General features: G+C 65.0%; 15 protein-coding genes. 13 read left to right on the top strand and 2 right to left on the bottom strand.

Annotation, left to right across the window (positions count from 1 at the left end):
- Positions 1-8: 8 nt before the first annotated feature.
- From WG924_RS04950 to WG924_RS04965, 4 genes are all read left to right on the top strand, one after another.
- Positions 9-938, top strand: coding sequence for an ABC transporter substrate-binding protein (locus WG924_RS04950; RefSeq protein ID WP_345931911.1), 930 nt, complete (start codon positions 9-11; stop codon positions 936-938).
- Positions 935-2,932 carry a Fe(3+)-hydroxamate ABC transporter permease FhuB gene (gene fhuB / locus WG924_RS04955; RefSeq protein WP_345931912.1) on the top strand — a complete coding sequence of 666 codons (1,998 nt, stop codon included), beginning with the start codon at positions 935-937 and terminating at the stop codon, positions 2,930-2,932. The genes WG924_RS04950 and fhuB overlap by 4 nt, the downstream gene beginning before the upstream one ends.
- 37 nt (positions 2,933-2,969) lie before the next feature.
- Complete coding sequence (locus tag WG924_RS04960) at positions 2,970-4,655, top strand: cyclic peptide export ABC transporter (protein WP_345931913.1); 1,686 nt, start codon at positions 2,970-2,972, stop codon at positions 4,653-4,655.
- Positions 4,656-5,735: 1,080 nt separating this feature from the next.
- The gene (locus WG924_RS04965; RefSeq protein WP_345931914.1) at positions 5,736-6,227 is read left to right on the top strand and encodes a GNAT family N-acetyltransferase; all 492 of its coding nucleotides are present in this window, start codon (positions 5,736-5,738) and stop codon (positions 6,225-6,227) included.
- Positions 6,228-6,287: 60 nt separating this feature from the next.
- Here the strand turns inward: WG924_RS04965 and WG924_RS04970 are convergent, their stop codons facing one another.
- The gene (locus tag WG924_RS04970) at positions 6,288-8,114 is read right to left on the bottom strand and encodes an acyclic terpene utilization AtuA family protein (RefSeq protein WP_345931915.1); all 1,827 of its coding nucleotides are present in this window, start codon (positions 8,112-8,114) and stop codon (positions 6,288-6,290) included.
- A 259-nt stretch (positions 8,115-8,373) separates the two neighbouring features.
- On the opposite strand from WG924_RS04970, the gene WG924_RS04975 reads away from it, so the two are divergent.
- Together WG924_RS04975 and WG924_RS04980 are read left to right on the top strand one after the other, a co-directional pair.
- Positions 8,374-9,591 carry an acyl-CoA dehydrogenase family protein gene (locus WG924_RS04975; protein WP_345931916.1) on the top strand — a complete coding sequence of 406 codons (1,218 nt, stop codon included), beginning with the start codon at positions 8,374-8,376 and terminating at the stop codon, positions 9,589-9,591.
- A 90-nt stretch (positions 9,592-9,681) separates the two neighbouring features.
- Positions 9,682-10,662, top strand: coding sequence for an HPr kinase/phosphorylase (locus WG924_RS04980; protein WP_345931917.1), 981 nt, complete (start codon positions 9,682-9,684; stop codon positions 10,660-10,662).
- Here the strand turns inward: WG924_RS04980 and WG924_RS04985 are convergent.
- Positions 10,656-11,552 carry a GntR family transcriptional regulator gene (locus WG924_RS04985; RefSeq protein ID WP_345931918.1) on the bottom strand — a complete coding sequence of 299 codons (897 nt, stop codon included), beginning with the start codon at positions 11,550-11,552 and terminating at the stop codon, positions 10,656-10,658. The genes WG924_RS04980 and WG924_RS04985 overlap by 7 nt on opposite strands.
- Before the next feature lie 273 nt (positions 11,553-11,825).
- Here WG924_RS04985 and WG924_RS04990 point away from each other — a divergent pair, with 273 nt between their 5' ends.
- The 7 genes from WG924_RS04990 to WG924_RS05020 all read left to right on the top strand — a co-directional run bounded on the left by WG924_RS04990 (position 11,826) and on the right by WG924_RS05020 (position 19,781).
- Complete coding sequence (locus WG924_RS04990) at positions 11,826-12,986, top strand: acyl-CoA dehydrogenase family protein (RefSeq protein ID WP_345931919.1); 1,161 nt, start codon at positions 11,826-11,828, stop codon at positions 12,984-12,986.
- Between the two features lie 13 nt (positions 12,987-12,999).
- On the top strand, positions 13,000-13,827 hold the full coding sequence (locus WG924_RS04995; RefSeq protein ID WP_345931920.1) for an enoyl-CoA hydratase/isomerase family protein: 828 nt from the start codon (positions 13,000-13,002) through the stop codon (positions 13,825-13,827).
- A 223-nt stretch (positions 13,828-14,050) separates the two neighbouring features.
- Positions 14,051-15,664 (top strand): AMP-binding protein, encoded by a 1,614-nt coding sequence (locus tag WG924_RS05000; RefSeq protein WP_345931921.1) that lies wholly within the window; start codon positions 14,051-14,053, stop codon positions 15,662-15,664.
- Positions 15,665-15,788: 124 nt separating this feature from the next.
- A complete protein-coding gene (locus WG924_RS05005) occupies positions 15,789-16,943 on the top strand; it encodes a C4-dicarboxylate TRAP transporter substrate-binding protein (RefSeq protein WP_345931922.1) in 1,155 nt (384 codons plus the stop codon).
- Positions 16,944-17,056: 113 nt separating this feature from the next.
- Positions 17,057-17,623 (top strand): TRAP transporter small permease, encoded by a 567-nt coding sequence (locus WG924_RS05010; RefSeq protein ID WP_345931923.1) that lies wholly within the window; start codon positions 17,057-17,059, stop codon positions 17,621-17,623.
- Positions 17,620-18,927: a TRAP transporter large permease gene (locus WG924_RS05015; RefSeq protein ID WP_345931924.1), complete on the top strand. Its 1,308-nt coding sequence runs from the start codon at positions 17,620-17,622 to the stop codon at positions 18,925-18,927. Before WG924_RS05010 ends, WG924_RS05015 begins: the two co-directional genes overlap by 4 nt.
- Before the next feature lie 119 nt (positions 18,928-19,046).
- Positions 19,047-19,781, top strand: coding sequence for a DUF4396 domain-containing protein (locus tag WG924_RS05020; RefSeq protein WP_345931925.1), 735 nt, complete (start codon positions 19,047-19,049; stop codon positions 19,779-19,781).
- The last annotated feature ends 2 nt before the right edge of the window (positions 19,782-19,783 follow it).

Raw genomic sequence — 19,783 nt, forward strand, 5'->3', positions numbered from 1 at the left:
CCGGGATCATGACCCTCTCGCGGCGATCGCTTCTGGCCGGGTTCGGCTGCCTGCCATTTCTACCACAGGTGGTTTCAGCGTCACGCGCGGGGCAGGGGGCCGGCGATGGGATCTCGCCACGGGTGGTGGCGCTCGACTGGTCGTCGGCCGAGACCTTGATCATGCTGGGCCTGCCGCCGGTGGGCATCGTGCGGATTCCGGATTACCAGGCCTGGGTGGTGGAACCGGCCCTGCCCGCCGGTGTGGTCGATGTCGGGCTGCGGCTTGAACCCAATCTTGAGGTGATGCAGCAACTGGCCCCCGACCTGATCGTGATCGCCCCGGGGCTTGAGACGGTCCGCGCGCGGCTGGAGCAGGTGGCGCCGACGGTCAGCCTGACGATCTATGGCACGGGACAAGAGGCCTTCCCCGCCGCCGTCGCCGAGACCCGACGGTTGGGGACGCTTGTCGGGCGCAGCGCCGAAGCCGACGCTTATCTGGCGCGTGCGGCCCGGCAGATCGACCGGGCGCGCGACCGGTTGCGCGGCTATGACGGCCGACCGGTCCATGTGGTGAATTTTCTCGACGACCGTCATGTGCGGGTGTTCGGCACCACCAGCCTGTGGCAGCACGCGCTGGACCGCCTGGGCCTGCGCAATGCCTGGACAGGCGACAGCGGACCATGGGGCTCGGTGACGGTGGGGATCGAGCGGTTGTTGAGCGACCCGGAGGCCCGGCTGGTACATGTGGCGCCGTCGCCCGAGGGCGTGGTGGCACGGCTGCGGACGAGCCCGCTCTGGCGCCATCTGCCGGCGATCGCCGATGGTCGCATGGTCGCTCTTCCGGCGGTTTTTCCTTTCGGTGCCGTGCCTTGCACGGTGCGCTTCGCCAACTGTATCAGCCTCGCCCTCGGCGGTGGCGCCGATATGTCCAGCACGACGGAAGGGCGTGGCGCATGACCATGACCATGGACAGGGCGGTGCCGCGCGGCCGGCATCCGGCGTGGCTGGTGACGGCCCTGGCCCTGCCCGCTCTGGCGCTGGCGCTGATGCGGCTGAATGGCCATGTGCCGCCGGCGCTGTGGTCGCAGGCCATTCTGTCGCCGGATATCGCCGACATCCGGCAATTGCTGGTGCATTACAGCGTGTTGCCGCGGATTGCGGTGGCGGTGTTGTGTGGCGCGGCGCTGGGGTTGGCGGGTGCCGTGTTCCAACAGGTCTTGCGCAACCCGATCGCCTCGCCGATGACCCTTGGGGTGGCGGCCGGCGCGCGCATGGCGCTGACCGTCGCCACCTTATGGGCGCCGGCGCTGATCGCGCCGGGCGGCTGGGGGCGCGAGGCGTTGGCGGTCGCGGGCGGCGGCGTCGCAGTGATGGCGGTGTTCGGCCTGGCCTGGCGGCGCGGCTTGTCGGATGTATCGCTGATTCTGGCGGGCATGATCGTCAGCCTGTATTGCGGCGCGCTGGGCGCAGCATTGAACCTGCTTTATGAACCCTATCTGACCGCCCTGTTCATCTGGGGCGGCGGGTCGCTGGTTCAGCAGGACTGGACCGTGGTCGTGTGGCTGCTGCCCCGGCTGGTGATCGTGGGCGCGCTGGTGGCTGTGATGGTCCGGCCGCTCAGCCTGTTCGAACTGGATGATGAAGGCGCATCCGGCCTGGGCGTGTCGTTGCGCCAGATGCGGCTGGCGGCGATGGCGCTGGCGGTGGCACTGACCGGCTTCGTGGTCGCCGCCGTGGGCGTGATCGGCTTTATCGGCCTTGCAGCACCGGCGCTGGCGCGGCTGGCCGGCGCCCGGCGGTTGCGCGACCGGTTGATCTGGGCGCCGCTGGTCGGCGCGGCGCTGCTGTGGCTGACCGATCAGGTGGTACTTCTGGCCGGCGAGATGCTGCCGACGGGTGCGGTCACGGCGCTGCTGGGCGCGCCGCTGTTGCTGTGGATGCTGCCGCGGCTGAGCTTCGGCGGCCGACCTGGGGCGGAGGTGCCGCAGGAGATTGTGGCGCGCCAGGGCGCCGTCCGGCGGATCGCCATCATCGGTCTGGCCGGTCTGGCAGTGGTGGTGATCGTGGCGCTGGGCCTCGGCCGCACGGCGGATGGCTGGCAATGGCTCAGCCTCGACGGCGCCGGCGACATGCTGCGCTGGCGCTGGCCGCGGGTGCTGGCGGCGCTCACCGCCGGCGGGTTGATGGCGGCGGCCGGCTGCCTGATGCAGCGCTTCACCGGCAACCCGATGGCCAGCCCGGAAGTGCTCGGCATCGGCGGTGGTGCCGCCATCGGCACCATCATTATCGGCTTTCTGCTGCCGGTGGTCGGCCGGCCGGAACAGATCGCCGCCGGGTCCGCCGGCGCGCTGGTCACGCTGATCTTCATCCTGTGGGTGGGGCGGCGATCGGGCTTCGGTCCTGAACGGGTGCTGCTGGCCGGTGTGGCGGTGGGGGCGCTGTTCGATGCGCTGGTTGTGGGCATGCTGGCGACGGGCGATCCGCGCGCGACCATGCTGCTCAACTGGATGGCCGGCTCCACCTATGTCGTGGGGCCACGGGATGCCGTGGTGACGCTGGTCACGGGGGCGGTGCTGCTGGCCCTGGTGCCGCTCGCGGCGCGCTGGCTGGATATCCTGCCGCTGGGTGGCCCGACCGCACGCGCGCTGGGTGTGCCGGTGGGCGTGAGCCGGCTGCTGGTGCTGGTGCTGGCGGCGGGCTTGGCGGCGATTGCCACGCTGGTGATCGGGCCGCTCAGCTTCGTAGGGCTGATGGCGCCGCATATCGCCCGGATGGCCGGTGCCCGCCGGGCGCTGGCGCAGATCGTGGTCGCGATCATCCTGGGCGCCTTGATCATGGTCGCGGCCGACTGGCTGGGCCGAACCCTGCTATTTCCCCGCCAGATGCCGGCGGGCCTGCTCGCCGCCCTGATCGGCGGGCCGTATTTCATGTGGCTCCTGCGCCGTCGCTGATCCTCAGCGATGGCCGGGCGACCGGAAAGGAACCCGGATGCTTGCCGAAATCATGCGAATCCTGCGGCCATTCTGGCCGATCGCGCTGTTTGCCACCCTGATGGGCACGGCGAGTGGCCTCGCCACGGCATCTCTGCTCGCCACCATCAACGACGCGCTGCACACCGAGGGGGGCGCCACGACCGGGCTGTTGCTGCTGTTCGGCGGTCTGGCGGTGCTGACCCTGGCGGGTGAGACCATCTCGGATATCGGCAACAGCCTGGTCGGGCAGAAGGTGGTGGCAGAGCTGCGGCGCGATCTGTGTGGGCGCATCCTGTCGGCGCCGGTGGCCGAACTTGAACGCTATCGTCTGCATAGACTGACGGCGGTGCTGAACCAGGATGTCGATACGATCACCCAGTTCACCTTCAACTTCTCGGGCTTTGCGATCTCGATCGCGATCGCGCTGGGTTGTTTCGCCTATCTGATCGTGCTGTCGCCGATGATGTTTCTGATCGCATTGGTGGCAATCATCATTGGCACCGCCGGGCACACCTATGCCCGCAAGAAGGGCTTCGAGGGGTTCAGTGCGGCGCGCGAGGCCGAAGACGATCTTCAGAAACAGTATCGGGCGATCACCGAAGGCGCCAAGGAGCTGCGCATCAACCGCCAGCGCCGGGTCGACATGTATGGCGTGCAGATCGACCGCACCATCGGCCGAATTCGCGATCTGCGGATGCGCGCGGTTCAGATCTTCTGCACCGCCAATGCCTTCGGCTCGGCGCTGTTCTTCGTGGTGATCGGGTTGATGCTGCTGATCCAGGCGCTGTCGCCGACGGCCGATGCCCGGGTGATCAGCGGCTTCGTGCTGGTTCTGCTGTATGTCAAGGGGCCGATCGAGGGGATTGTCGCGATGCTGCCGCTGCTGGGCCGCGCGCAGGTGTCGATCGGCCGGATCGCTGATCTGCGGGCGCGGTTCTCGGTAGCGGAAGCCCATCTGCCATTGGTCGACCGGCCGGTGGCGCTGGCACCGATGGAGCGCATCGATCTGGTCGGCCTGCGTTATGCCTTTCCGGCGCCGGACGGCGGCACCGCCTTCGAACTGGGGCCGGTCGATCTGACCATCCGGCGCGGTGAAATCGTGTTCATCACCGGCGAAAATGGTGGTGGCAAGACGACGCTGATTAAACTCTTGCTTGGCCTTTATGAACCGGCTGCGGGAGAGCGGTTGTATAACGGCCAGCCGCTGGCGCCCGATGTGGTCGACGATTATCGACAGCTTTTTTCGACGATTTTCGCCGATTACTTCCTGTTCGATGATCTGAGTGTGCCGGAGGGTGTGCCCCTGCAAGACGTCGAACGCTATCTCAAAGAACTGGAGATTGCCCATAAAGTGTCGGTGAAGGACGGAAAATTCACCACCACCGACCTGTCGACCGGCCAGCGCAAACGCCTCGCGTTGGTTCACGCCTGGCTGGAAGGCCGGCCGATCCTGGTGTTCGATGAATGGGCCGCCGATCAGGATCCCGAATTCCGGCGGGTGTTCTATACCGAATTGCTGCCGGCCTTGAAGGCGCAGGGTCGCACGATCATCGCGATTTCGCATGACGACCGGTATTTCCATATCGCTGATCGCCATATCCGGATGCAGGCCGGGCAAGTTCTGCCAGCCGCCGATGCGGCGGACCCCAGGGCCACCGAGATGCGGCACGATGGCGTGGCGATGCAGGCCGCTGCGGATTGACGGGCAGCGGATATTCGGCACTGAAATAAGGTCGACAGAAGGCTTGATGGGCAAGGAAGCTGCTCATCAAGCCTTTGTTTTGTTTGGTAGATGCCGGTATCAGGCATCAACTTGCCGCAATCCTGAAGGCATGGGATGGCAGGACTGCACGAGCAAGCGGCAACACCTGAGGATCTGTTCGATCCATGGCGATTGAGCGAGAATTGGGGATCAAACCGCGGGAGTCAGCAGACTGCCCGCCTACCCTGGCCTCAGATTAATAGGCCCGATAATGGATGATTATCGATCTTTGGTACAATATAGGCGCACGTCTACGCCATGACGCTGAAACCACTGACATTTTTCACTCGAAAACATCAAGCACGTCATCATTGCCAGCCATAAACAGGGGTCGGGCAGCTCTGACATGGCTGAGCCGACAATAGATACGAGCCCGCCAGGAGATCGTTATATCTTTTAATGGTTAGCCTTCATCAATATGCTGAGAACTGTGCCGTCTGGCACATAATGCGCGCCGCTGCCACAGATCCCGACCCGATCTGACGGAACCACGCGATGCACTTTTCGCGCCCTGGCTCGCCCGACATGCGCTCCGACAGGGCCGGGCCGGCGACATTGCGCCTGTCCGGCCCATTGGCCGACAGGCGCATCGGCATGCTGGCAGAACGCGCCCCCGCTACACCGATAATGGGGCAGGGGCAGGGAAAACCTTCCTGCCTGGCGGCTAAAGGTCCAACACGCTGGACTCGCCGCTTAGAGTTCAGCGGCACATAGCACGCCGATGCGCAGCGGATGGGCTATTTTAGCGCGTCTAAGGACGATAATATGCGGCCGTTTGATGCAGCACATACGCAGCCCTGGCCATACCGTTCAGTATTGCCGTGCCGGCCTTGACGTCTGGGAGGTTCTCGTGGTTTCTCCCCTGCCATTGGCTGGCCTTCCACTCTTTGACGACGGGCGATCCGTTTGCCAATCCAACCGCCACCGGGTGCTTGTTATGGCCTATCAAAGCACGATAATATGTTGCCTTCTGCGGCAGCGCGTCGGTGGGGCACCGCAACTTACGGGAATACGCCGGTCATGATGATCCGTCACTATCGTTCCGAGGATGCGGCGGCATTGTCGGATCTGTATCGCGCCTCGGTTATGGACCTTGGCCGCCGCCACTATACGGCGGCGCAGGTTGCGGCCTGGTTATCATTGACGCCCGATCCGGCGCGGCTGGACAGGCTGGCGCAGGATGGACGCCTCCGGCTGGTGGCGGTGGATGAGGTTGAACAGGATAGCGGGACCAAACGAGCACGGTATCTCGGTTTTACAGACCTGGAGCGCGACGGCCATCTTCATTTTCTGTATGTCGCTCCGGCAGCGGCGGGGACGGGCGTTGCCGGTGCGCTCTGTGCGCATCTGGAACGGCATGCCGTCGAAAACCACCTGCCCCGCCTGTTTGTCGAGGCCAGTGAGGCCGCATCGCGGTTATTTATCGCGCGCGGGTTCACGATCATCAAACGCAACGACATCGACATCGCGGGCGTTATGATTCACAACTATGATATGGAAAAATGGCTATAGGATACGCCCATCGGCGATGATGGACGTATCCTGACCGTATGACACAGACATGAAGAAGGATCAGGCCGCCGGCTTGCGCAGCTTAGGATGATCGAGCCAATCCGCCGGCACATCCACAACCATGTCCAGAAGCATCTGCCCGAAGCCCTTGCCCAGCGGGTCGTTCCGCAACGAGGCCATACCGCCGCCACCCAATGCGCGGGTGAGGAGGAAATTGACCGCGTTCACGCCCGGCACCTCGAACCGCGTCACGGTGCTGTCGGCCGCCAGCAGATGAGCGAAATAGGCCTGCACGCGGGCGGGGGTGAGATCGCGGCGCAATAGCGGCAGAAAGTCGGGGTCGCGGGCGATGATGCCGATATTCGAACTATCCCCCTTGTCGCCGCTGCGCGCATAGGCGAGCGACACCAGCGGCACGCCGACCATCGCCGCCGTGGCATCGGCCGCGACCGGATCGGCGGCCGGCATGGGTTCCGGCGCCTGAAGAGCGGCACCGCCACCAGCACTGCCGGCGGGAATCGCGACCGGCATTGTCTTGTCGCCCAGCGTCACCGTCACCGGTACATCCGCCTTCGGCATCAGGAACGAGAACAGCCGCACGATCGGTGATGGCTTCGGCCGCCCCCCTGCCCCGGTCGTGCCCGGCGACCAGGACGTGCCGGCCGGCGCGATTTCCCGCGCGAACATCGCCAGAGCCTTACGGTCGTCATGGGTGACAGCCAGACGCATCACTACTTCGCGGGCGGCAGACGCACGACCGTGCGGCCCGTACATCGACTCTGCGCCCAGAATTTCGGTATGGGTCGCGCGATAATCGGGCAGGTTGCTGTGGCGGAGCATCTGACGCGTGCGTTCAAGGATCGCATCGGCTGTCCGTTGTGCCTTGGCGACCGCATCGATGCCGATGATCGTCAACTGCGCCACCGCGCGCCAACCATCCATATAGGTGGCGGAGGCCTTGTAACTGTCGGTGGGCGCGCGGCCGCGCGTACCCTGCACCAGCACCCGGTCGGGGCCCGCACTCTCCATGGTCACGGCGGTGAAATCGCAGATCACGTCCGGCAGCAGATAGGCCGCCGGATCACCGACCTCGTAAAGCATCTGTTCAGCCACCACCGCCGGCACCACAAGGCCGCCGGTTTCGGGCGCCTTGGTGACGACGAACGAGCCATCGGCGGCGCATTCGGTGATCGGATAGCCGATCCCGGCCCAGTCCGGCACCAGATCCCAATCGGTATGCAGACCGCCGGTCGCCTGACAGCCGCATTCCAGGATATGCCCGACCAGACTGCCGGCCGCCAGACGATCGTAGTCGTCCACAGCCCAGCCGAATTCATGCATCAGCGCGCCGAGCGCAAGCGCGCTGTCGGCCGACCGGCCGGTGATGACGACATCGGCACCGGCATCGAGGGCGGCTTTCACCGGCAGCGCGCCCAGATAGGCATTGGCGCTCATCAATTTGTCGGGCATCGGTGCCCCGGTGAACATCTCGGTCATGCCGCCCGCGCGCAGAGCCTCGGTCCGCGGCAACAGATCGTCGCCTTCGACCACCGCAATCTTCAACGCGACGCCGGCCTCGTCGGCGAGCCTCGCCAGGGCGGCTGCACAGGCCCGCGGATTGACCCCGCCGGCATTGCTCAACACCTTGATGCCCTTGGCGGCGACATCGCGGATCACCGCACGCATCGCAATGTCGACGAAATCGGTCGCATAGCCCTGATCGGGCGATTTTGACCGCATCGTGGCCAGAATCGACATGGTCAGTTCGGCCAGATAATCGAACACCAAATAGTCGATCTGCCCATGCCGAACCAGTTGCGGCGCGCCGACGGCGCTGTCACCCCAGAAGCCCGATGCTCCACCGATCCGCACGATCCTGTCGCTCATGGCCGCAATCTCTCCACATGATGTCCGGCCGGATGTCCGCGCGGGGTGGCGGATGCGGCCTTGTTTTTGGGGGGTATCGTCTGGCGCCCGGGCAAAAAGGACCGGTGCCGCAGCGAAAACGCCGGCACCGGCGCGGTTCCGGATTGTGCCGGTGCGCATTTTCTATATACCTATCATTAGGTATTACACGACTGCAAGCGGCCAGCACGCTTATTCGCCCATCACGCCGCCGCGACGCCTCTCGACAGGAAGGCCTGCCATGCTTCTGGACCACTCCCCCCGTCTGACCGAGATCAAGGCCCGGCTCGAAGCCTTCATGGACGCCCATATCTATCCGAATGAGGACCGATACTATCGCGAAAGCGAGGAGCTGGGCCCGTGGAAGGTTCAGCCGGTGGTAGAGGAGCTGAAGCCGCTGGCCAAGGCCGCCGGCCTGTGGAATCTGTTTCTGCCCGAGAGCGCCCATGGTGCCGGGCTGAGCAATGCCGAATACGCGCCGCTCTGCGAGGTGATGGGGCGGTCGCATCTGGCGCCCGAAGTGTTCAACTGCTCGGCCCCCGATACCGGCAATATGGAGGTGCTTGCACGCTATGGCACACCCGAACAGCAAGAGGCATGGCTGACGCCGCTGCTGGATGGCCGGATCCGCTCGGCCTTCGCGATGACCGAGCCGGCAGTCGCCTCGTCGGATGCCACCAATATCGAGAGCCATATCCACCGCGATGGCGACCATTATGTCATCAACGGCCATAAATGGTTCACGACCGGCGCCACCGATCCGCGTTGCAAGATCCTGATCTTCATGGGCAAGAGCGATCCCGACAATGCCGATCGCCATCGCCAGCAATCGATGATCCTGGTGCCGATGGATACCCCCGGTATCACCGTGCTGCGGCCGCTGCCGGTGTTCGGCTTCTATGGCATGCCCGACCGGGCATCGGATGTGCGGTTCGACAATGTCCGGGTGCCGGCCGCGAACATGCTGCTGGGCGAGGGCCGGGGGTTCGAGATCGCGCAGGGGCGCCTGGGCCCGGGCCGGATACATCATTGCATGCGCCTGATCGGCCTGGCGGAACGGGTGCTGGAAAAGATGTGCCGGCGCGCCGATGAACGGGTCGCCTTCGGTAAACCGGTCTCGGAACAGACGGTGACGCTGGAACGGATCGCCGATGCCCGGATCATGATCGAGCAGGCGCGGCTGCTGACCCTGAAAGCCGCCTGGATGATGGACACGGTGGGCAACAAGGCCGCGCGCGCCGAGATCGCGATGATCAAGGTGGCGGTGCCCAACATGGCCTGCAAGGTGATCGACATGGCCATTCAATTGTTCGGCGGCGCCGGCGTGACCAATGATTATGGCCTGGGTGCCGCCTATGCCACCGCCCGCCTGCTGCGGATCGCCGATGGCCCCGACGAGGTCCATCGCAATCAGATCGGCCGGCTGGAACTGCGCCGCCATCGCCTAGCGCGCAACTAGCGCGATTTTACACCGTCCCCCTTGCGGTCGATGAATGCCGCACCGTATCACTTAGCCTGAAGATCAGCGGCCGCAGGGGGCATCGCCATCGTGACGCAGGACCGTCTACTGTTCGGCTGGCATATCCGGTCCGAGATCCCCTTGCCGGAAGTCCCGGTCTGGACTGGTCCCGCCGATCATCAGCCGGATGTCATTATCCGCGTCGGCCCGGTGCCTCGTGCACTTGAGGCGACGCACGACGAGACGGCGCATGATGCGACCGGCAACCCGCCCTTTCGCACGGTCGAGGTCGCAGACGGCCGGGTTCTGATCCGGCTGAAGGATTGCGGCGAGGTTCTGGTCGCAGGCGGCTGCGAGATCGTGGTGTCACCCGAGACCGACATCGATGCCGTGGACATCCGCACCTATCTGCTGGGCATCATCATGGGCGCGCTGTGCCATCAGCGTGGCGAGATCGTGCTGCATGCGGCCTGCCTGCAGATCGGCGAGCGGGCCGTTGCGATCACCGGTGCCTCCGGTGCCGGCAAATCGACCCTGGCCGCCAGCCTGGTCGCCCGCGGCCTGGGCATGCTGGCCGATGATCTGACGATGCTCCGCATCGGTGACGATGGATGCTGCCGGGCATGGCCCGCCTATCCCCGCATGCGGCTGTGGCAGGATGCCGCCGACCGCCGGCAGATCGATACCACGGCGTTGGATCTGTGCATCGGCGACCTGACCAAGTTTCAGGTGCCGGTCGACCACCGGTTCGTGCGCCAGCCGCTGCCGCTTGCCGCCGTGGTTCACCTGGATCGATGCGACGATCCGGCCGGTGAAGGGCTGTTCCCATTGCGCGGGCTCGGCGCCGCGATCGAGATGCGCAACGCGATCTATCGACCCGGGATCGCCGTCCGCCTGGGGCTGCAGAGGCCCATGCAGGTCAAGGCGGCGCGGCTGGCGGCATTGATACCGCATCACATGCGGCTCACCCGGTTTCTAGACGATTTGTCGGCCGAACGCGCCGCCGATCGCCTGCTGTCGTCGGGTGCGGTGCAACCGGGATGGCGCCGGACGTCGGCGGCAGTTCAGTGACCACCGCGGGTCGGTGACCGGCTCGGATCGGGTATGCTCGGCACGCCGACATTCTGATCGACATGCTCCATCACGAACATGTCGCCCCGGTACAGCGCGTTGTTGGCGATCAGGACCTCGCCATCCTCGCTGAGAATGGTGGAGATCATCTTCACCATGACGCCGCCCATTGAGTAATCGAGCGCCCGCGCCACCGCCTGATCGGCGTGGGATATGGTCATGATCTGTCGCGATCGGCCCATTTTCTCGCGACCATGATTGGTCAGCATCCGCAGCATCTTGGCATTGTGTTCCGAGTCCGGCGGGAACAGACGATAGGCGACCGCGTCGACATAGACGTCCATCAGCGCGAAGGGCGTCTCGTTATACAGGTGGATCTTGGTGATCTTGACATAAGCGCGCTTGGGCCGGCCATCGACCGCGGCCAGATCCGACGGCAGCGCCACGTCCATTTCACGCTTCAGCACCCGGATGCCCTGGCCGGGGGTCAGATCCAGCCGGTCATTGATCGCGCGCCGCAGCTCCGGATCATCGACCGCCGCCTGCTGGCCCTCGGTCACGAAGGTGCCCTTGCCACGGATCGCGACCAGAAGCCCCTTGTCGGCCAGCATCCGTAACGCCTGCCGAACCGTGATCGGCGCCACGGCGAAATCGCGGCACAGCTCCGGTACCGGCGGCAGCTTGTCCCCCGGCGCCCATTCGCCCGACCGGATGCGGTCGCGGAAGATGCGTGACAGCCGGACATACAAAGCGACGCGGTCATTATCGTCGCTGTCGTCAGCAACGCGCCCCGCACCAAGTCTCTGCATCCGGAACGCCGTGTCATTGATCACACCCGTACTCCCGCCGGTCGCATCCGGCCGCATCGGCAGGCCGGTTTCACTTCGCATCTGCAACAGTCCGGCCGTGAGGCCGCTTGCGGCGCAACATAACACTCTGCGCGTCGCGACACGATCCCCGACTGTCATGCGATCGACGCGCACGAAGACTTTACAACCTCGCCAGTCAATGCCTATTGTTAGATATAAGGGCATATAAGGCAAGCGGCGGCTTCACAGGGCCTCTCCATCCTCTCGTCACCGCGCCCGACCGCCCTCCCCCCAAAAACAACACCGTCCCGCGCGACCGCCACGCGCCAGGACGACCTGAGGAGCTTGAGGCACATGCTTTACACGGAGCAGCATCGGCAGATGATGCGTTCAGTGACGAAGTTCGTGGAAACGGAAATCAACCCACACGTTCAGGAATGGGATGATGCGGGTATTTTCCCCGCCCATGACCTGTTCAAGAAGATGGGCGATCTGGGCTTCCTTGGCATCAACAAGCCCGAGGAATTCGGTGGCCTGGGCCTTGACTACACCTATCAACTGGCCTTCTGCGAGGCGCTCAGCGCCGCGCGCTCACCATCGGTGGTGATGGCGATCGGTGTTCAGACCGATATGGCGACACCGGCGCTGACGAAGCACGGATCTGATGAGTTGCGCCGCGAATTCCTGGTGCCATCCATCGCCGGCGATCGGGTCGCCTGCATCGGCGTGTCGGAAGTGGGCGCCGGATCCGACGTCGCCAGCATCAAGACCCGCGCGCGCAAGGATGGCGACGACTACATCATCGACGGCGGCAAGATGTGGATCACCAACGGCACCCAGGCCGACTGGATCTGCCTGCTGGCCAATACCGGCGACGGCCCGTCGCACCGCAACAAGTCGCTGATCTGCGTGCCGATGAAGACGCCGGGCGTCACCATCGCCCGCAAGCTCGACAAGATGGGCATGCGCGCGTCGGATACCGCCCAGATCCATTTCGAGGGCGTGCGCGTGCCGCAGCGCAACCGGATCGGCGATGAGGGCATGGGCTTCGTCTATCAGATGCAGCAGTTCCAGGAAGAGCGCATCTGGGGCTCGGCCTGTTCCCTGCGCCTGCTTGAGAGCACCATCGCCGACACCATCGCCTATACCCGTGAACGCAAGATCTTCGGCAAGCCGGTGCTCGACAACCAGGTCGTGCATTTCAAGCTGGCGGAACTTCAGACCAAGGTGGAGTTGCTGCGGTCGATCATCTATCGCGCGGTCGAAGGCTATGTCGCCGGCGAGGACATGACCCATCTGGCCTCGATGGCCAAGCTCTGCGCCGGCCGCTTCACCCGCGAAATCGCCGATGGCTGCCTGCAATACTGGGGCGGCATGGGCTTCATGAACGAGACCGAGGTGACGCGTCTGTATCGCGATGGCCGCCTGACCTCGATCGGTGGTGGCGCCGACGAGGTGATGCTGGGCATCATCGCCAAAGGCATGGGCATCCTGCCCCCGCGTGCCGCAAGCTGATCGGGGCCATCACATGACGACGTCACGACTGCCGATCTGCCCCGACCTTCTGCTCGATCTTGATGGCCCGGTCCTGAAGCTGACCCTGAACCGGCCCGATGTCCGCAATGCCATGACCCATGAACTGGTCCGCCAGATGATCGAGGTGGTGGCCTGGCTGGAAGATCACGCGGAGGTCGGCGCGCTGGTCATCCGCGGCGCCGGCGGCACCTTCTGCGCCGGCGGCGATATCAAGGGCTTCATGGCCGCGTTCCGGGCACCGAAGCCCGCCGCCGGCCAGCCCGACCCGATCATGGCCGACAACCGCCGCTTCGGCAGCTTTCTGTTGCGGGTCGAAGCCCTGCCCCAAACAGTTGTTGTCGCCGTTGAAGGTGCGGCCTTTGGTGGCGGACTGGGCCTCGCCTGCATCGGCGACGTGATGATCTGCACAGGCGATGCGCGCTTCGCCCTGTCGGAAACCGGCCTCGGCATTCCGCCGGCACAGATCGCGCCCTTCGTGGCCGCCCGGATCGGCATTTCGCAGGCCCGCCGGCTGGCGCTGACCGGCATGCGCTTCGACGGCACCGAGGCCGGACGCATCGGGCTGGCGCATGAGGTCGTGGCCGACACCGCCGCACTCGATGCCCGGCTCGATCGTCTGCTCGGCGACATCCGGCGTTGCGCGCCAGGCGCCAACGCCACCACCAAACGACTGCTGATGGCCGGCAGGACCACGCCCCTGCCCGATCTTCTGGATCAGTCCTCGGCCGAATTCGCCCGCTGCCTGCGTGGCGCCGAAGGCCAGGAAGGTGTCGCCGCCTTCCTTGACAAGCGCAAACCCGCCTGGGTCGCCGGGGCCTGACCCGGCATCGCCCATCCCTCCACCCGGCTGCAAACCAGAGGCGCTCACACCCACGATCCCCGCTCTAAAGACGGGGACGGCCAGATCCGGAACGGACCGGCCATGAGCGCCTGATACCCCACCGGCATCACCCATCGCACCCATCATCGCCGACCGACTGACTGAATGACCAGAGCGCCCGCGAGACTGAACCGACGGGCGCCGCCAGGGAGGAAACACCGCCATGACCACCAGCACGCAGCGCGTGATCGAAGGCGTTGCCGGGCCGGGAAATATCGGCCGTGTGGCAATCGGCGACATTCTGCGCCGCACCGCACAGCGCCACCCCGACAGGGTTGCGATCGTCGAAGGCGACCGCCGCACCACCTATGCCATGCTCGACGACGCGGCCAACCGCTATGCCAATTTCCTGTTGGCCCAGGGCCTGACCACCGGCGACAAGGTTGGCTGCATCTGCGCCAACAGCACCGATTTCCTGCCGGTCATCTTTGGTGTCCACAAGGCCGGCCTGGTCTGGGTGCCGGCCAATGCGATGCTGGCGGTGGAGGATATCGACTATATCCTGCGCCATGCCGGCGTGGGCCATGTGGTGGTCGACGACGTGCTGGCGGCACAGCCGGCAATGGCCGACATGCTGGCGGGGCTGGCCGTGCCGATGACGGTGATCTCGGTGCCCGGCAGCGGGATTGAAGCCGGCGCCCTGCCCGGCACCGGTTTCGCCGATGCCATCGCCGGCCAGGCCGCGACCGAACCCGTGGTCGAGATCGACGAGCGCGATCTGGCGCTGATCATGTATACCAGCGGCACCACCTCGCGGCCCAAGGGCGTGATGCATTGCCACCTGTCGGTGGTGATGGCGACGATGAGCAACGGCGTGGAATGGCAGATCGGGCGCGAGGATGGCGTCACCGCCGTGCTGCCGATGTTCCATTGTGCCCAGCATGTGGTGATGCTGACCGGCATGCTGGTCGGCGCCAAGATGCTGCTGATGCGCGGCTTCGACCCCACCGCGCTGATCGAGGGCATGGCGGCCGAGAAGATCAACATCATGGTCGGCCTGCCGCTGATGTATCGCGCGGTGCTGGACCATCCGCTGCGCAAGCAGCGCGATGTCAATCTGCGCATGTGCGTCTATGCCATGGCGCCGATGCCCGAGCCGCTGATGACCCGGCTGGTCAACGAGTTCTGCCCCGATTTCCGCCTGTCGAGCGGCCAGACCGAGATGTACCCCTCGACCGTGATGTCGCGCCCCGACCGGGCGCTCGCCCGCTTCGGCAATTACTGGGGCGAGTCCAATGTGGTCAACGACACGGCGATCATGGACGATGACGGCAACATCCTGCCGCGTGGCACCATCGGCGAAATCGTGCATCGCGGCCCGAATGTGATGCTGGGCTATTACAAGCAGCCTGAGGCCACCACGGCCGCGCGGCTGCATGGCTGGCACCACACCGGCGATCTGGGGCTGATCGACCACGACGGCGAATTGCTGTTCCTGGACCGCAAGAAAGACATGATCAAGTCCGGCGGCGAGAACGTGCCCTCGATCAAGATCGAGGAAGTGCTTCTGGGCCATCCGGACGTTCAGAACGCCGTGGTCGTGGGCCTGCCCCATGCCCGCTGGGGTGAAGCTGTCACCGCCTTCCTGGTGCCGAAGCCCGATACCGACCCCACCGGGGACAGCATCCTTGAGCATTGCCGCAAGCATCTGGGCGGCTTCGAGGTACCGAAGCTGGTGATCTTCCTGGACGAGATGCCGATGACCGCGACCGGCAAGGTCCGCAAGACCGAGCTGCGCACCAAATTCGCCGATCATTTCGAGGCGGCGACCGCCTGATCAACGGCCGCAGACGTGACGAGAGGTCGGCCGATGCGCGGCCGCCCCCGCACGGACATGCGCCGAAAATAACAAGACAAACCAAGAAAACCAGACAATAAGATCCAACGGGAGGAAGACCACGATGACGTTCGCCAAGAGACTGATGTCCATGGCCGTGGCGGCCGGCGTGATGGCCGGCGCCGGCTTTACTGCCACCGCCGATGCCAAGGAACTGCGCTATGCCATCGGCTTTCCGGCCAACACCGCATCCACCATCGCCGCCGACGTCTATGCGAAGAAGGTCGCCGAGCTGAGCAAGGGCACCCTGTCGGTGAAGGTGTTCCCGCTGTCGCTGCTTAACCTGGCCGAAACCCCGGGCGGTGTCCGCGACGGGCTGGTCGATATCGGCTATGTGCTGACCGCCTATACCCCGGCCGAGTTCCCGAACATCAATCTCGCCGGCGATCTGACCATGCTGCTCAACCTGATGGACACGGGCGGGCGCGATGGTCTGATCTTCTCCAGCGCCATGCTGGAATACATCTATCTGAACTGCCCGGAATGCCAGAACGATCTGGCCAGCCAGAACCAGGTGTTCACCGGCACGGCGGCGTCGACCCGTTACATGCTGCTGTGCAACAAGGCCGTCACCACCGCCGACGACCTGAAGGGCAAGCGCATGCGGGTGAGCAGCCAGAACTGGCGCCGCTGGTCGGAAAGCATGGGCGCCACGGCCGTGTCCATGCCCGGCAACGAGATTTTCGAGGCGCTGACCCAGGGCGCCGTCGACTGCGCGATCATCTCCGCCCCGGAACTGTCGGGTCTGGCGCTGATCGATGCCGTTACCGACATCACCACCGGTGTCCCCGGCGGCGTGTTCGGCGCGTCGACCATCACCAATATAAACACCGACACCTGGCAGTCGCTGACCGATGACGAGCGCGCCGCCCTGCTGCGCGCCGGCACCACGATGCAGGCCCATGCCGCCTGGCAGTATGTCAATTTCGAAGGCCGTGATCTGAAGCGTGCGGCCGAGAAAGGCATCCGCATTCATGAGGCCGACCCGGCGCTGGTCAAGGCGACCAACGACTTCGTCACGGAAGACATGAAGACGATCGCCGAGTTCTATGCCAAGAACTTCGGCGTCGCCGAGCCGCAGAAGGCGATCGACACCTTCAAGCCGCTGCTCGACAAGTGGGCCGGGCTGGTGAAGGGCGTCTCGGGCCCCGACGAGCTGGCGGAGCTGTACTGGACCGAGGTCGTGTCGAAGATCGACCCCAAGACCTACGGCATGTGATCGCCAGGGCATGTTGGCCGGCCGGTGGCGCGCGGTCGCGGTCATGCACCGCGCACCCCGGCCGGCCATTGCCTTTGCCAGTCCCGCCACCCGATGACGGGGAGACACGCCCGATGCAGGCGTTGGGACGCGGTTTGTCGCGTCTGATCCATTTCACCACGGTTCTGGGCGTGCTGGCGGTGACGCTGATGATGCTGCACATCACCATCGACGTGGTGGTCCGCAACATCTTCGGCATCACCCTGCCCGGCACCATCGCCGCCGTCAGCAATTTCTACATGCTGGTCGTCGCCTTCCTGCCGCTCGCCTATGCCGAGGAAGCAGACAAGCATATCTCGGTCGAGGTGGTCACCGAACTGATGCCCACACGCATGCAGGGCGCCTTGCGCGGCTTCTCATATGTGTTCTCGGCGCTGGTCTTCGCCGCCATCACCCGGCAGTCCTTTCTTGAGGCGATGAAGAAGCAGGCGGTCGGCACCTTCGTGATCCAGGAAGGCTGGAAGATCCCGATCTGGCCGTCCTATTACATTCTGCCGGTCGGCACCGGTCTGATGACCGCGGTGGTGCTCTACAAACTGTATCTCAGCATCACCGGCGGCCCGTCGGGACTGCGCAACGCCATGCCCGATGACGTCGTCACCAACGCCCACCCCACAGCCCGCAAGGAAACCGACGCATGACCGATGTCGGCACCGGTCTGGCCGGCATCGGCCTGTTGTTTGTCCTTCTGGCGCTGCGGGTGCCGATCGGCATGGCGCTGATCGGGGTGTCGTTCAGCGGCATCTGGTATCTGCTGGGCTGGAAGATCGCCTGGAGTTCGCTTGGCCTGATCCCTTATCAGTTCGCCGCCAACTGGGTGTTGAGCTCGGTGCCGGTGTTTCTGCTGATGGGCTTTATCTGCTATCACGCGCAACTGACTCAAGGGCTGTTCCGTGCCGCCCGGGTGTGGATGTCGGGCATTCCGGGCGGGCTTGCCATCGCCGCCGTGTTCGGCTCGGCCGGGTTCGCGGCGGTCACCGGCTCGTCGGTCGCCTGCTCGGCGGCGATGGGCCGGATTGCCGTGCCCGAGATGATGCGCCATCGCTATGACGCCGAGCTTGCCACCGGCACGGTGGCCGCCGCCGGCACCATCGGCGCGCTGATCCCGCCATCCATCCTGATGATCCTGTACGGCGTGATCGCGCAGGTGCCGGTGACGGCGCTGTTCCTGGGCGGCATCGTCGCCGGCCTGTTGACGGCGCTGGGCTATATCATCGTCATCCTGATCCGGGTGAAGCTGAACCCGGCGCTGGCACCGCAGGTGCGCGAACATGTTCCGATGTCAGAAAAGCTTGAGGCGCTGCGCGACACCTGGCCGGTTCTGGCGATCATGCTGGGCGTGTTCGGCGGCCTGTTCGGCGGGCTGTTCACGCCCACCGAGGCGGGCGCCGTCGGCGCGTTTCTGTCGTGCGTGGTAGCCATCGTCAAGCGCACCTTCAACTGGACCATGTTCCGCACCGCGGCGCTTGAAACGCTGATGACCACCAGCGCGCTGTTGATCATCGCCATCGGCGCCAGCCTGCTCAGCCGGTTCCTGGCGCTCAGCGGCACCGGTAGCTGGCTGTCGGAGATGGTTATCGAGATCGGCGCCAACCCGTTCCTGCTGCTGCTGGCGGTGTCGGTGATGTATCTGCTGCTCGGCATGTTCCTTGAACCGATGGGCATGATGCTTCTGACCATGCCGATCGTGCTGCCGATCATGGACGCCGCCGGTTTCAGCCTGATCTGGTTCGGCGTGGTGCTGACCAAGTTCCTGGAAATCGGCATGATCACGCCGCCGATCGGAATGAATGTCTTCGTCATCAAGGGGGTGGTCGGCAATCTGGTCACCACCAGCCAGATCTTCAGGGGCATCATGTGGTTCCTGGTCGCCGATCTGGTGCTGGTGCTGCTGCTGATCGCGTTTCCCGACATCGTGCTGTTCCTGCCGGCGCTGATGCAATAGCGCCGCCGGCGCCATCCGCAACCGCCGCCATCGGAACAGCGGCGGCATCCCTCCGTTGAGACAAGACCCGCCGGACCTGCGCCGGCGGGTCTTGTCTCATTGCGAATGGAGGTCCGCCCATGGTTCCGGCCTGGCTTCACATCCTGGCGATCGCGGCCCTTGTGCTGGGCGCGGTTATCGCCATCGGCATTGCCGTCGACGAGTTCCGGCATCCGCAACACATGGCGATCATGAATGTCGTCTGGCCGGTGACGGCGCTGTTCGGCACCGTGATCACGCTGTGGGGCTATCGCCGTTTCGGGCGGCTGGCGACCCGTGCCAGGGTGATGGCCGCGAAGGACAAGGGCGAAGATCCGCCCCATATGCGCGACACGCCGTTTGCCGTGAAAGTGGCCAAAGGGGCGGCCCATTGCGGCAGCGGCTGCACCTTGGGCGATATCGCCGCCGAATGGCTGGCGGTGGCGGCGCCGGCGGTGGCGATCTGGTTCGGCTGGCAGGGGCTGTTCGCCGAGAAGATGTTCGCGGTGTGGATCCTCGACTATATCTTCGCCTTCTTCCTGGGTGTGATGTTCCAGTACTTCACCATCAAGCCGATGCGGGATCTGTCGGTGGGTCAGGGGCTGATCCAGGCGGTGAAGGCCGATGCCCTGTCGCTGACCGCCTGGCAGGTGGGCATGTATGGCTTCATGGCCGTGGCCCAGTTTCTGATTTTCCGCCAGTGGATCGGCATGCGGCTGGAGGTGGCGACGCCCGAATTCTGGTTCATGATGCAGATCGCGATGCTGGTGGGCTTCCTGACCAGCTATCCGGCGAACTGGTGGCTGCTGAAGCGCGGCGTCAAAGAGAGGATGTGACG

It is taken from the genome of Tistrella arctica (assembly GCF_039630945.1).
Taxonomy (GTDB): domain Bacteria; phylum Pseudomonadota; class Alphaproteobacteria; order Tistrellales; family Tistrellaceae; genus Tistrella; species Tistrella bauzanensis.